We start from the raw sequence: 13,067 nt of genomic DNA, 5'->3' as shown, positions 1-13,067 counted from the left end.
CGAAGGATTTTTCAAATCCGCCCGCGGAGGGATATCTGCATATCGAAAATGCTTCTTATCTTCGCGTTTATGTACCGGATCATAAAACCGATCTTTTTCAAGTTTGATCCTGAGAAGATTCATCACTTCGTTGTGAAAAGACTCAGGTGGGCGCATGACAGCCTGCCGCTCGGCAGAACCATTATTCGCAGCAGCTTTGATGTGAATGTTCACGGCCTCGAGCGGGAAGTCTTTGGTATCCGCTTCAAAAATCCGGTTGGCCTTGCCGCCGGTTTTGATAAAAACGGCGAATACGTAGAATCGCTCAGCAGTCTTGGCTTTGGATTTATAGAGGTTGGCACCGTTACACCCCTTCCGCAACCGGGTAACGACAAACCGCGGATGTTCCGGCTGCAGGAAGACGAAGCGATCATCAACCGCATGGGGTTCAACAACAAAGGCGTAGATACCATGGCAGAGCGGCTGCGGCTGCTCAAACAGAAAGAACCTGGTATTGTGGTTGGCGGGAACATCGGCAAAAACAAAAACACACCGAATGAAGACGCGGTGAGTGACTATATCAAATGTTTCGACAGGCTGTTTGACGTTGTCGACTATTTCGTTGTCAACGTAAGCTCGCCGAATACACCGGGTTTGCGTGCCCTTCAGGAAAAGGAACCGCTGATGCATATCTTAAATACCCTGCAGCAGCGGAACAGGAAAAACGACCTGTCAAGGCCGATCCTGCTTAAAATTGCTCCCGATCTGACGAATGAACAACTTGATGACATCATTGAAATTGTCAGGGAGACCGGGATTGCCGGCATTATCGCGACAAACACCACGATTGACAGGCATAACCTGAGAGCTGAACGCTCGCTCACTGAACAGGCCGGCGGACTGAGCGGAAAACCCGTGCGCAAACGTTCAACAGAAGTGATCAGGTATCTGCATGACAAATCTGGCGGTGCTTTTCCGATTATTGGCGTGGGTGGTATTCACTCTGCCGAAGACGCCCTTGAGAAATTAAACGCCGGCGCAGCGCTATTGCAGCTTTATACCGGTTTTATTTATGAAGGCCCGGGACTTATTAAACGTATTTGTAAGGCGATCCTGAAATTTCAGGGCATCGGTCGATCTTAATCCGGCCACCGTCCATTGGCCAAAATCCAATGGATCAGGCTGCGGTTACCGCAGCCTAGAGGCTCGCGTCTTTTAACACCCATACCGAAACGCTTCCTGCAGCGCAGTGAAAGCTTCCCCAGCCCTCCTCGTTCACGATGACCTCACCTTCGCGTTTGCCAAGCACATCTACCATTGTTTTCCCTGCGAAGGCCGCGCCCATCTCCATATCTTTAAACCCTTCCGTGCCGTTGCTCATGATGACAGCAAAGCCAGACTGAGGTTTTTCAGCATCGCCTTCGCGGGTCCAGCCGATACAGCTCGGGAAATCGAAATAATCACGCTGCATCCCGTATGCGAGCTGCGCGCGTACCTTGGCCAGAACGGGTAATTCTTCGACTTTGGCCAGCATAATTTCGTGCTCTTCACCTTCCGCGCCGGCATCCTGATAGATAGCCCCGTACAAGTCAGGGAAGAACAGGCATGGTATACCCTGTTCGCGCAGCAAAATGAGCGCGTACGCCAGTGGCCGGAACCAGAAATCCACGTAAGATTCCAGCGACTGCAGCGGTTGTGTATCGTGGTTATCTACAAAGGTAACCGCCCGTTCAGGCCGCGTTGACACGAGTGTATTGTTTAATATCTGGCTCAGATCGTACGCTTCTCCCTGAATCGACGCCTGGTAGAGGTTGTGATGAAGCATCGAGTCAAACAACTGGAACCGGGAGCCAGTGGCGTCAAGGTAATCTTCAAGTGCCTGCAAACTCTCAACGCTCCAGTTTTCTGCAACGATAAATAAGGGTTCTTCACTGACAGCGTTGATATGATCTACCCATTCGTTTACAAAACCGGTATTGATGTGTTTAACCGCATCCAGTCTGAAACCTGCCGGTTTAAAACTCTCCAGATACCAGGAACCCCAATGCTTCAGTTCTTCCCTGACATTGTTATTGCGGAAATCAATATCGTCGAACATCAGAAAGTCGTAGTTTCCGTTTTCCGTGCTTGGCACCGGTTCCCAGCCTTCCCCGTATTGGTTCTGAATAGAAAAAATAGCGCTTTCCTGCAGATCCTCGGCCCAGTCTACGCCACTAAAGCAATGAAAATCCCAGATAAACGCTGAATGCTTACCCTTTCGGCCCGGAAATGTAAATTTTGTCCAGGCATCGATCTCGAAGTCTTCAGAAATAAACGCTTCACGGTTATTCGGATCAACGCGGCGAACGGTTACACGTTCGAGCTCATCGCCCCCGGCTTTGTGATTAAAGACTACATCTGCCACGGTACCAACACCGTGTGAACGGAGGGCCGCAACGGCCGCCTCATACTGGCTTCGGTCGCCATAACGTGTAGCCACGCTGCCTTTCTGATCAAACTCGCCAATATCAAAAAGATCATAAGGCTCATAACCAATGCAGTTTGCTCCCTCCCTCCCTTTATATGTTGGCGGAAGCCAGAGCAGCGTAATTCCCAGCTCTGAAAGCCAGCCGGCGTCGTTCTTTACCTTTTCCCAGAGAAGTTGGTCTTCATTGTAGTACCAATGAAAATATTGTATGAGTAGTTGATTGTTCATAGGCGCGGTGCACTGCCCTGCTGATTCAGGCATATCAAATGCTGTTTGGTCAATGCGGAGATATAACATCTTTCATTCCCGATTGTTCTGTAAGCGTTTCGATTTCCCCCGGCCGACCCGGAAAGCCGGCCTATTTTGTTACTTTTGTTATATGAGTTTAAAAGCAAAGGCTGCCAGCGAGTCGCTGGTTGTGATGAATGAACTGGTACTGCCGAATGATACCAACACCTTAAACAACCTGATGGGCGGCCGGCTTCTGCATTGGATGGACATCGCCGCAGCGATTTCTGCTCAGAAACATTGCAACCGTATCGTCGTAACGGCCTCAGTAGACAATGTATCATTCAAGCAGCCTATCAAGCTCGGTGATGTTATCACGATCGAGGCCAAGGTTACGCGCGCTTTCAATACTTCAGTTGAGGTACGGCTTGACGTGTGGGCAGAAAACATCCCCTCGGGGCACCGTATCAAATCAAACGAAGCTTATTACACCTTTGTGGCTGTCGATCAAAGTGCGCGCACCATTCCCGTTCCTGAGCTGAAACCGGAAACGCCCGAAGAGATTGAGCTGTTTGAAGGGGCGCTCAGGCGGAGGCAGCTGCGCCTGGTGCTTGGCGGTAAAATGCAGGCAAAAGATGCGAAAGAGCTTCGTGCACTATTTGCTGCTGAGTAGCCGGCCTGCAATTCATCCCGCAATGTGACCATTTAGCAAACCTCTATGACCACATACACCATACTGATCATTCTTAGCGGACTGGTTATCTTCTCGTATCTCTTCGACCTTGTTGCAAGCAAAACACGGCTGCCCTCGGTGCTGCTGTTGCTGCTTCTCGGCATCGGCCTGCGATTGCTGGTAGACCGTCTCGCAATCAAAACATTCGATTTTCTGTCAATTCTGCCCACACTTGGCACGGTCGGACTTATCCTGATCGTGTTTGAAGGCTCGCTCGAATTGAAGTACGAAAAACAGAAAAACAGGCTGATCAAAGGAGCCTTTTTATCGGCATTCTTTATACTGCTGGCAACGGTATCGGTTATCACTTATATTATCTACCAGATTACAGGTCTGCCTTTGTATACCTGCTTTACGAATGCAATTCCGTTCAGCGTAATCAGTTCCGCAATTGCCATTCCCTCTGCAGCGGCCCTCGACAAAAGAGGAAAGGAATACATTATTTATGAGTCCTCATTTTCAGATATCCTCGGTGTCATTGTATTTAACTTCGCGGTTTCCAATCAGCACATTTCGGTGAGTTCGTTTACGGGCCTGGCGTTGAGTACCGTCCTGATCGTGCTTGTTTCTGCAGTTTCCTGCATCCTGCTCATCTATCTGATGGGCCGCATCTCGCACCACATCAAGTTTTTCCTGATCATCAGTATCCTGATCCTGGTATATGCAATCGGTCAGTCATACCATCTGTCTGCACTCATCCTGATTCTTTCATTCGGCCTGTTTCTCAACAATGCAGATGCCATCAACCATGCCTATTTCAGGAGTATTTTCATTTATAAAAACCTGCAGACAGACCTGTCGCAGCTTTACCAGTTATCTGCCGAAAGCGCTTTTATTATCCGGACATTCTTTTTTGTGATGTTTGGCTTCACAATGAATGTTTATGCCTTAAATGATCAGCTCGTGCTTGTAAACGGACTGTTTATCCTGATTTCAATATATGTAATCAGATTTCTGTATTTGAAATTCGTAAGGCGGGATGGTGTGAGTCCGGAGGTATTTATAGCCCCCAGAGGCCTGATCAGCATATTACTATATTACAATTTGCCAAATTCGATCAAAATACCGGAGATCGGCACACCTTTTCTTTTTGTCGTCGTGCTGGGTTCGAGCCTGATCATGAGCATCGGCCTGTTAGCAACCGGCAAAAGCGTCGCCACCCGTTAAAATAAGACTGTTTTGAAAAGCAGGGTCCGGCGCTTTTGGCGAAGAACAGCCCCGCTTTCTGTTTCAAGTCCGCGCTCGTTCCTCGCTGCGGGCTTTCCACGGCAATCGGGTTTGAGCCTGAAAGGTGCTGCCCCGACCGCTAACTGCCCATTTCAAGGATTTTATCAAATTCGTCCGCACGTAATGGCATAACCGAGAGCCGTCCCTGACGCACCAGCGAAATATCTTTCAATGCAGGCTCGGCTTTGATCTGTTCAAGCGTGACCGGTTTTTTCAGGCTTTCTACAGGAGAAAGATCAACTACGAGCCAGTTCGTATCGGTAGTTGTCGGGTCCTGATAAGACTCCTGTACCACTTTGGCTACGCCAACTACACATTTACCCTCATTACTATGATAAAAGAGTACCAAATCACCTTCGCGCATGTCGCGCAGGTTGTTCCGGGCCTGGTAGTTTCGCACCCCGTCCCAAAACGTACGTTTGTCCTCATTAAACTTTTCCCAGGAGTATTTATGTGGTTCTGATTTAACCAGCCAGTAGTTCATACGATTGATTTTAGGCTCCAAATCTACTAAAATTCTATTGGCGCGCGTCCTGCGCGTGCCGTAAAAAAAAGCTGGCGCGCGCGTCCCGCGCGTGCCAAAAAAAAGTCCTGCACCACCGGTGCAGGACTTTTTTCCTCAAAACTCAACTTTTATCCTTTCGCATCAAGCGCAGCTTCGATACGGTCTGAAAGATCTTCCAGATGGTATTTGGTCATGCCGTTTGCAGAACCCGAAGCTGTTTTCAGCCTGGCCTGCAGCTCGCGTAGCTGGCCTTTTACAACCGAAACAACATCACTGTTACTGGCAGTCACCGCCCGCGACGGGCCTCCGGCTGAGCCGCGGCCCATGGCAGCAGAAGCTTGCGACACAGGTGCTGGTTTAACGATCCCGATCAGTTTATCAACGTAGATCTTCTGCAGGTTACGACGGTACACGTCAACAGCCTGATTGGTGTTCAGCTCAGTAAAAATATTCTTCTGCAGATCGCCAAGAAGGTCGGTTGCTTTATAAGCTTTTGCTCCATCGGCCGCTTCGGCAGAAACAAGCTTCAGAATTGTATAGCTGCTTACCAGCCGCGACAAGGTCGTATTTTGCTGTCTGCCGACTACTTCCAGTGGATTCTCGTCAATCTGATCAAGAACGGACTGGTCTATCATCCACATTGGTGTTTTAAACAGGTTTTCGTTCAGGAACGCCATCGCTTCACGCTGCGTCTCAGCTGGTGTACGTACATACACCGATCCGCTTTGTTCAACTGTTTTTGGTGTTTCCATGATCCCGCCGATATTTTTGGTCACGTGGCCCATATAACGTCCAAACTGTGTAGTAAGCTGGCCGTACATATTTGACAGGTTGCCATAACCTTCGTTTGACTCGCGGGTCCATTCGGGTAAGCTTTTCAGAATAACCTTTAGGTTTTTGATACCATACGTGCTTGCTTTCATCGCATTGCCGCTAAGGTCCTCGTTTTGCGAACGGGGATCGTCAGGATTTACTTCTGTACCAAACCACAATCTTGGATTTTCGGCAGCCTTAAGCGTCATCTTGTTCAATTCGGCAATCTCAGATGCCCCACCTTTTCCCGGCAGCACGCGGTATCCCCACTCAATTGCCCACTTATCGTAGTCGCCGATCCGCGGATAAAGGCCTTTCTTCGAAATTTTATCTTCAGGCTGTGCCACATAATTGAAGCGGGCATAGTCCATGATAGATGGCGTGTGGCCGTTTGCTTCTACCCATGCTTTGTCACGAAGTTTTTCCACATCTACTGTAGAGCTTGATCCATAGTTATGGCGAAGACCAAGGGTGTGGCCAACCTCGTGCGACGAAACGAAACGGATCAGGTCTCCCATCAATTCATCGCTGAATGTCATTTTGCGGGCACGCGGATCAACGGCTGCTGTCTGGATCATATACCAGTCATGCACAAGTTTCATTACGTTATGGTACCAGTTGATATGGCTTTCCATGATTTCGCCGCTGCGCGGATCTGAGATACTCGGACCACTTGCATTCGGAATTTCAGAAGGTTTGTAAACAATTGCCGAGTGGCGGGCATCATCAAGGCTCCATGTTGAGTCTTCTTTAGCCGTTGGCGCCATTTTACCAATAATTGCATTTTTGAAGCCTGCCTTTTCAAAAGCTTTTTGCCAGTCATTAACCCCTGCGATCAGATACGGCACCCATTTTTTCGGAGTGGCCGGATCAATATAAAATACGATTGGCTTTGCAGGCTCAACCAGTTCGCCGCGCTTGTATTTTGCCATATCAGCAGCTTTTGGCTCAAGCCTCCAGCGTTTAACCAGCTCGATTTCTTTCACACCCTGCGGGTTCTGATCAAAGTCGGTATAACCAACGGCGAAATAACCTACGCGCGGATCAAAGTAACGCGGTTTCATCGGTACTTTTGGGAGCAGAACCATTGAACTGTTCAGCTCAACCGTATTTGATCCCGAAACCATTGCTGCCATAGGCGACGCAGGTGCACCAAAGGCACCAGAACTCGGTGCAGTTAATGCATACGTTTTAACCGTGCTGATCTCTACGTTTGTTGGGAAACTTCTGATATTCTGAATATAACTCCTGTCTGATTGCTGCATGCCAAGTCTGAACCTGGTCTTGTACATCGGACTTGCAAAAAAGAAGATATCATTATCCTGATTCAGATAGTCGGTCATGTCGATCACACTTCCGTTTTTTGACGGTGTATAGGCTGCAACGTTAAATGCCGCTGCAATTGCCTGTACATTTGAACGCTGTAAACTCTGGTACATATCGGCAGTACTGTCTGCACTGAAAGTACGGAACGACATTTTACGCATAAAAATGCGGTTGTTCGGAGCCTTTTCAAAACGGATTACACGGCTGCCGATATCATCGCCCGCGTAGCCTGAAGCGCCGCGTACCTCCGCACCGGCCTTTGAGATACGGCTAACAACCAGGATATCCCGGTTCAGGATCGAATCAGGGATTTCAAAGTAAAATTTGTCTTCTACCTTATGTGATGTAATCATGCCCTTGCGGGTCAGCGCTTTGTTTGTAATGACTGACTCATATGGCTTTGGTTGAGCGCGCTGCGTAGCGCCGGGCATCCCGAAGGTGCCGCCAGGTGCCCGCCTCACTGTATCGGCACCCGCCGGACGGTTTTGGGCATGCGCAGACCAGCTTGTAGCGGCAATAGCCACCGCCAGGGCAAGTAAATTTTTCTTCATGCTAATAAGTTTAAATGGAATGCTAAAATAATGTAAACACTGTTACCTGTTCACAAATCGATATAACGTTACCGTTACAGGCCGCTTTTTCATGTGTTGTGCCACGGCTAATGCATAATCTTAAACAGCAACTCTTTAAGCAGGTCGCCATCACTGGTGTTGCCCGTACTGTCTACACCCTTGCTTTTCAGATCGTATTCGCGCAGCAATGAAATGATCTGAAACACCTTACCACCAGGATAACTTCGTGCGGCTAGCTCATAATCCTTTATGAAATAAGGACTTACACCAAGCTCCTTAGGTGCATCGGCTTTGTTTGAAAGATAGTGATATTTGAGAACCTTTGTAAAATAACCATTCAGGTTTGCCATTACCATGACAAGCGGGTTGGCTTTGGGGTTGGCCGCAAAATAATTGATAATGCGGTTACATTTAAGCACATCGCGCGCAGCGAGGGCCTTTTGTAATTCAAAAACATTATACTCTTTGCTTATGCCTATGTTACGCTGTATGTGATCGGTAGTAATGGTAACACCCTTGCCCAGGTTCAGAAGAAGCTTATCTACCTCATTCGAGATTTTGCTGAGATCAGCACCAAGGTATTCGGCCATCAGTGCAGAGGCCTGCGGTTCGATCTTACAGCCACGGGAAGCGATGAGCTCTTCGATCCAGGGAACAAGCTTGTAATCGCGAACAACCTCAGACTGAAAAATCAGGCCGGTTTTGTCGATTGCCTTATAGATCTTTTTTCGTTTGTCAAAATTGCCGTACTTATAAGCCAGGACCAGAATGGTACTCGGGAGGGGTTTTTCGAAGTAGGCGAGAACAAATTCTTCGGCCTTGCTGTCAGACCACTTCAGATCCTGTGCTTCTTTAACAATGACAACCTGATAATCAGACATCATCGGGTAACGTTTGGCCGCATTTAAAATAGTTGCCATATCGGTGTCTTTCCCGTACAGCACCGTCTGATTAAAACCTTTCTCGGCATCGCTCAATACATGCGCTTCAATATAACCCGTCAGCTCGTCAATATAATACGGTTCCTCGCCATGCAGCAGGTATACAGGCCGGAATTTCCGTGCTTTCAGTTCTTTGATAATTTCGGCAGCCGTCATTGGCGGCAAAATTACGATATTGCGGCACCATTTGTTTAAAAATTACCAACATGACGAAGCGGTATACCCGCTTCCGCATCAGAGATGTCTTTTGAACCCGTTCCTTTAAACCTGCCGCCCTACCCTTTCCGCCTCACGGAGAAGGACGGCAATACATACATATTTGACGAAATTCGAAAAAAACACCTGTTCCTTACACCAGAGGAGTGGGTAAGGCAGCATTTTATCCAGTTTCTCGCCTCAGCGCATGCTTTTCCGAAAACACTGATCCGCATCGAAGGCGGGCTGCAATTACACCAGATGCAAAAACGAAGCGACCTGCTGGTATACGACAGGCAAGGCAACAAGGTAGTTCTGGTGGAATGTAAGGCACCCGGTGTGCGCATAGACCAGAAGGTGTTCGACCAGGCAGCCCGGTACAACCTTGTCCATAAAGCGCGGTGGCTTGCTGTAACGAACGGCCTCAACCACTACTACGCACGCATTGACCATGATGCCGGCTTGTTTCAATTCTTTGAAAAACTGCCGGTTTATGAAGAGTTATAAATGAGAAAAAGAATTAAAAGGGGACTGCGGGTTTCGCGGTTTATCCTGTATAAAGAAACGCTCATCGATTTCCGGGAGCATGTCTGGGCCTTTATCGGTTCGTTCGCTGCTATTGCGTGTATTGCTTTGTGCAACCACCTCAGCGGCGGGATCCAGGACTACGTATTTCTTATCGGATCGTTTGGCGCTTCGAGTGTACTGGTGTATGGTGCCATTCAGAGTCCGCTGGCGCAGCCCCGTAACCTTGTGGGCGGGCATGTGCTTTCTGCCCTGATTGGCGTTTCAGTCTGTAAGTTATTGCCCGAAACATTGTGGCTTGCCGCCCCTTTAGCGGTTTCCCTTTCGATAGTGGGTATGCAGATGAGCCGGACCATGCATCCGCCGGGAGGCGCAACAGCCCTGATTGCCGTAGCCGGGCCGGAAAAGATAAAAAGCCTCGGGTATCTCTATGTTCTGAGCCCCGTCCTGTCGGGTGTATTGATCCTGCTGATTTTTGCCCTTGTTTTTAATAACCTGACGCGGCACCGCAGTTACCCTACCAGTAAAAAATTTACCCGGACCTTGCGAAAGATCCGGGTATATACAAAACGAAGAAAGCAGGCGGCTTAAGCTTTGAGCAAAGCCAGGCTTTCTTCGATGATTTTAATTTTAGCCAGCGCATCTGCTTGCTTATTTCGCTCGTTCTGAACAATCTCAGGCTTTGCATTCTGCACAAAACGTTCGTTGCCAAGTTTGGCTTCAACAGACTTCAGGAAACCCTGAAGATACACAAGCTCTGTATTTAAACGCTCTCTTTCAGCCTCTGCATCAATATTCTCCTCCATCGGGATAAAAAACTCGTCTGTTCCCGCTCGGAAGCTCAACGCGCCTGGAATCTTATCGTTCACAAATTCAACCTCGGCAATGTTCGCAAGTTTGAAAACGATATTCAGCCATCTTTCATAATCGAGACCTGAATTCACTTTGATCTGCAGGTTCAGCGCCTCTTTCGGCGATAGCTGTTTTTGATTCCGGACATTGCGGATCTCAGCAACAAGGTTTTTAATCACCTCCGCATCTTTAAGCATGGCACTGTCTGCCGCTGCAGCCCTTGGGTACGCGGCAACAATACAGCAATCCAGTTCGGCACGTTTCCCAAAAATCTCGTCGTGATAAAGCTCTTCGGTCAGGAAAGGCATAAACGGATGTAGCAGGCATACTATCTTTTCAAAATAACTCACTGTGGCTTCATACGTCTGTTGATCGATCGGCTGCAGATAAGCAGGCTTTACCATCTCCAGGTACCAGGCGCAGAAATCATCCCAGACAAGTTTGTAGATTGACATCAGTGCTTCCGACAGCCGGTACTGCCTGAAATCGTCTTCGATTTCGGCCAAAGCCTGGTTAAAACGGTTTTCAAACCAGGTAATGGCCTGTTGGTTCGGATTCTCTAGATCGCTGTTTACTTCCCAGCCTTTTACAAGTCGAAATGCATTCCAAACCTTATTTGCAAAGTTGCGGCCTTGCTCGCAATAGCTTTCATCGAACATCAGGTCATTCCCAGCAGGGGAACACAACAGCATACCTACACGTACACCATCTGCCCCATACTTTTCAATCAGACCGATCGGGTCTGGCGAATTACCCAGCGACTTCGACATCTTACGACCCAGCTTGTCGCGCACAATACCCGTCAGGTAAACATTTGTAAACGGTTTCTGCCCTCTGAACTCATGACCGGCCATGATCATCCTTGCCACCCAGAAAAACAGAATTTCGGGTGCCGTAATCAGGTCATTGGTCGGATAGTAATAGTTGATCTCCGGGTTATCCGGGTTTTTAAATCCGTCAAACACCGAGATGGGCCACAACCACGAGGAAAACCAGGTGTCGAGTACATCGTCATCCTGCCGGATAAAACCGGCAAGCTGATTTTTAAAACCTTCTTTATCTGCAGCCGGATCTTCGTCAAGGTGTTTCTGTTCCCAGAACGCTTCGAGCGCCTCTTCACGCGTTTTGGCTACAACCCAGTTACCCTTATCATCATACCAGGCGGGAATACGTTGCCCCCACCACAACTGCCGGCTGATGTTCCAGTCCCTGACATTCTCCATCCAATGCCGATAGGTATTGATGAATTTTTCAGGAATCAGCCTGATCTCACCGTTTAAAACATCTTCAAGTGCAGGTTTAACAAGCTCACCCATTTTACAGAACCACTGAAGACTCAGCCTGGGCTCGATAACGGCATCAGTGCGTTCTGAAAAACCAACCTGCGATTTATACTCTTCGATTTTTTCCAGGTGCCCGCCTTCTTCAAGCATGGCGCCGATCTTTTTCCTGGCAGCAAACCGGTCTTCACCCACCAGGATCACAGCAAGTTCATTCAGGGTACCATCATCGTTCAGAATGTCAATCACCGGCAACTTATGGCGAATACCCAGCTCATAGTCGTTCAGATCGTGAGCCGGTGTAACCTTCAGACAGCCGGTACCAAACTCCATGTCTACATACTCATCCTCGATAATCGGAATTTCCCGGTTAATGATCGGAATATGAACGGTTTTGCCGCGTAAATGGGCATAACGGGGATCATTCGGATTGATACAAATGGCGGCATCAGCCATAATCGTTTCCGGTCTGGTCGTTGCTATTGTAAGAAACTCCTGTACGCCGCCGTCGGATTTTACCTCATAGCGGATGTAAAAAAGCTTTTGATTTACCTCCTTGCGGATCACCTCTTCATCAGAAACGGCAGTTTTGCCCTGGGGGTCCCAGTTGATCATGCGGATTCCCCGGTAGATCCAGCCCTTTTTATACAGGTGAATGAAAGAATCGATCACAGCTTCAGAAAGATCCTCTTCCATCGTGAACCGGGTGCGGTCCCAGTCGCAGCTTGCGCCCAACTTCTTCAATTGTTCAAGAATAATTCCGCCGTATTTTTCTTTCCATTCCCAGGCATACTTTAAGAATTCCTCGCGGGAAAGATCTTTTTTGTTTATACCCTGCTCTTTCAGCATGGCGACTACTTTTGCTTCGGTTGCAATAGAAGCGTGGTCGGTTCCCGGTACCCAGCAAGCATTTTTGCCTTCCATACGCGCTTTCCTGATCAGCACGTCCTGAATGGTGTTGTTCAGCATGTGCCCCATGTGCAGCACGCCCGTTACGTTCGGCGGCGGGATCACGATCGTGTAAGGTTCACGATCATCAGGCTCAGAATGAAAAAACTTTTTGGCCAGCCAGTAGCTGTACCATTTATCTTCAGTTGACTGTGGATCGTACTTCGTAGAAATGCTCATTCTTTTGCTCAGATTTTGGGTTGTAAAAATACAGATTTATGCTGAAAGGCTAAAGCTGCTGATCCAATTCGAACTTAACCCGTCTAAGTAAGGAATACCGTGGCTAGTAGGATTTTTTCAGTTTACACACAATAAATTGTGTTAAAAAGTGTTAATCAGGTATTAACTTATTCAGAATGAAAACTTTGAAACACTTCTTGTTCTCCGGGGAGCTTTTGAGGCGGTTGGGCATAGACAAGCTGTACTATTGGTTCAACAGGTAATATTTCTATTAACTTCCCAGGTATTTATTATCA

10 protein-coding genes are annotated in these 13,067 nt (G+C 48.1%); 5 read left to right on the top strand and 5 right to left on the bottom strand.

Features of this window, described 5'->3' with window-relative positions:
• Positions 1–69: 69 nt before the first annotated feature.
• On the top strand, positions 70–1,122 hold the full coding sequence (locus EJV45_RS14400; protein ID WP_129716553.1) for a quinone-dependent dihydroorotate dehydrogenase: 1,053 nt from the start codon (positions 70–72) through the stop codon (positions 1,120–1,122).
• Between the two features lie 55 nt (positions 1,123–1,177).
• On the opposite strand, the gene amyA is transcribed toward EJV45_RS14400, so the two are convergent.
• Positions 1,178–2,707, bottom strand: a complete 1,530-nt coding sequence (amyA, locus tag EJV45_RS14395; RefSeq protein ID WP_240755291.1) for an alpha-amylase — start codon at positions 2,705–2,707, stop codon at positions 1,178–1,180.
• 118 nt (positions 2,708–2,825) lie between these two features.
• On the opposite strand from amyA, the gene EJV45_RS14390 reads away from it, so the two are divergent.
• Together EJV45_RS14390 and EJV45_RS14385 are read left to right on the top strand one after the other, a co-directional pair.
• Complete coding sequence (locus EJV45_RS14390; protein ID WP_129716551.1) at positions 2,826–3,347, top strand: acyl-CoA thioesterase; 522 nt, start codon at positions 2,826–2,828, stop codon at positions 3,345–3,347.
• 45 nt (positions 3,348–3,392) lie between these two features.
• The gene (locus tag EJV45_RS14385) at positions 3,393–4,574 is read left to right on the top strand and encodes a cation:proton antiporter (RefSeq protein WP_129716549.1); all 1,182 of its coding nucleotides are present in this window, start codon (positions 3,393–3,395) and stop codon (positions 4,572–4,574) included.
• Between the two features lie 139 nt (positions 4,575–4,713).
• Here the strand turns inward: EJV45_RS14385 and EJV45_RS14380 are convergent, their stop codons facing one another.
• The 3 genes from EJV45_RS14380 to holA form a co-directional block, all read right to left on the bottom strand.
• On the bottom strand, positions 4,714–5,118 hold the full coding sequence (locus EJV45_RS14380; RefSeq protein ID WP_129716547.1) for an EVE domain-containing protein: 405 nt from the start codon (positions 5,116–5,118) through the stop codon (positions 4,714–4,716).
• Between the two features lie 149 nt (positions 5,119–5,267).
• Positions 5,268–7,829, bottom strand: a complete 2,562-nt coding sequence (locus tag EJV45_RS14375) for a zinc-dependent metalloprotease (RefSeq protein WP_129716545.1) — start codon at positions 7,827–7,829, stop codon at positions 5,268–5,270.
• Positions 7,830–7,936: 107 nt separating this feature from the next.
• Positions 7,937–8,947, bottom strand: coding sequence for a DNA polymerase III subunit delta (holA, locus tag EJV45_RS14370; protein WP_129716543.1), 1,011 nt, complete (start codon positions 8,945–8,947; stop codon positions 7,937–7,939).
• An 84-nt stretch (positions 8,948–9,031) separates the two neighbouring features.
• On the opposite strand from holA, the gene EJV45_RS14365 reads away from it, so the two are divergent.
• Entirely contained in the window at positions 9,032–9,493 is a 462-nt protein-coding gene (locus EJV45_RS14365; protein ID WP_129716541.1) for a type I restriction enzyme HsdR N-terminal domain-containing protein, read from the top strand.
• On the top strand, positions 9,494–10,102 hold the full coding sequence (locus EJV45_RS14360) for an HPP family protein (protein WP_129716540.1): 609 nt from the start codon (positions 9,494–9,496) through the stop codon (positions 10,100–10,102).
• Here EJV45_RS14360 and EJV45_RS14355 read toward each other — a convergent pair.
• Complete coding sequence (locus EJV45_RS14355) at positions 10,099–12,771, bottom strand: valine--tRNA ligase (RefSeq protein WP_129716538.1); 2,673 nt, start codon at positions 12,769–12,771, stop codon at positions 10,099–10,101. The two genes, EJV45_RS14360 and EJV45_RS14355, sit on opposite strands and share 4 nt — an antisense overlap.
• Positions 12,772–13,067 lie beyond the last annotated feature (296 nt).

The sequence above is a fragment of the Pedobacter sp. SYP-B3415 genome (assembly GCF_004138205.1).
Lineage (GTDB): Bacteria > Bacteroidota > Bacteroidia > Sphingobacteriales > Sphingobacteriaceae > Pedobacter.
The sequence above is the reverse complement of the archived record's forward strand: the minus strand, read 5'-3'. Positions and strand labels throughout refer to the sequence as shown.

Coding starts and splice junctions, on each gene's coding strand:
- EJV45_RS14360 (WP_129716540.1), top strand. CDS start 9,494: ATGAGAAAAAGAATTAAAAGGGGACTGCGGGTTTCGCGGTTTATCCTG.
- amyA (WP_240755291.1), bottom strand. CDS start 2,707: ATGCCTGAATCAGCAGGGCAGTGCACCGCGCCTATGAACAATCAACTA.
- EJV45_RS14355 (WP_129716538.1), bottom strand. CDS start 12,771: ATGAGCATTTCTACGAAGTACGATCCACAGTCAACTGAAGATAAATGG.
- EJV45_RS14390 (WP_129716551.1), top strand. CDS start 2,826: ATGAGTTTAAAAGCAAAGGCTGCCAGCGAGTCGCTGGTTGTGATGAAT.
- EJV45_RS14375 (WP_129716545.1), bottom strand. CDS start 7,829: ATGAAGAAAAATTTACTTGCCCTGGCGGTGGCTATTGCCGCTACAAGC.
- EJV45_RS14380 (WP_129716547.1), bottom strand. CDS start 5,118: ATGAACTACTGGCTGGTTAAATCAGAACCACATAAATACTCCTGGGAA.
- EJV45_RS14365 (WP_129716541.1), top strand. CDS start 9,032: ATGTCTTTTGAACCCGTTCCTTTAAACCTGCCGCCCTACCCTTTCCGC.
- EJV45_RS14385 (WP_129716549.1), top strand. CDS start 3,393: ATGACCACATACACCATACTGATCATTCTTAGCGGACTGGTTATCTTC.
- holA (WP_129716543.1), bottom strand. CDS start 8,947: ATGACGGCTGCCGAAATTATCAAAGAACTGAAAGCACGGAAATTCCGG.
- EJV45_RS14400 (WP_129716553.1), top strand. CDS start 70: ATGTACCGGATCATAAAACCGATCTTTTTCAAGTTTGATCCTGAGAAG.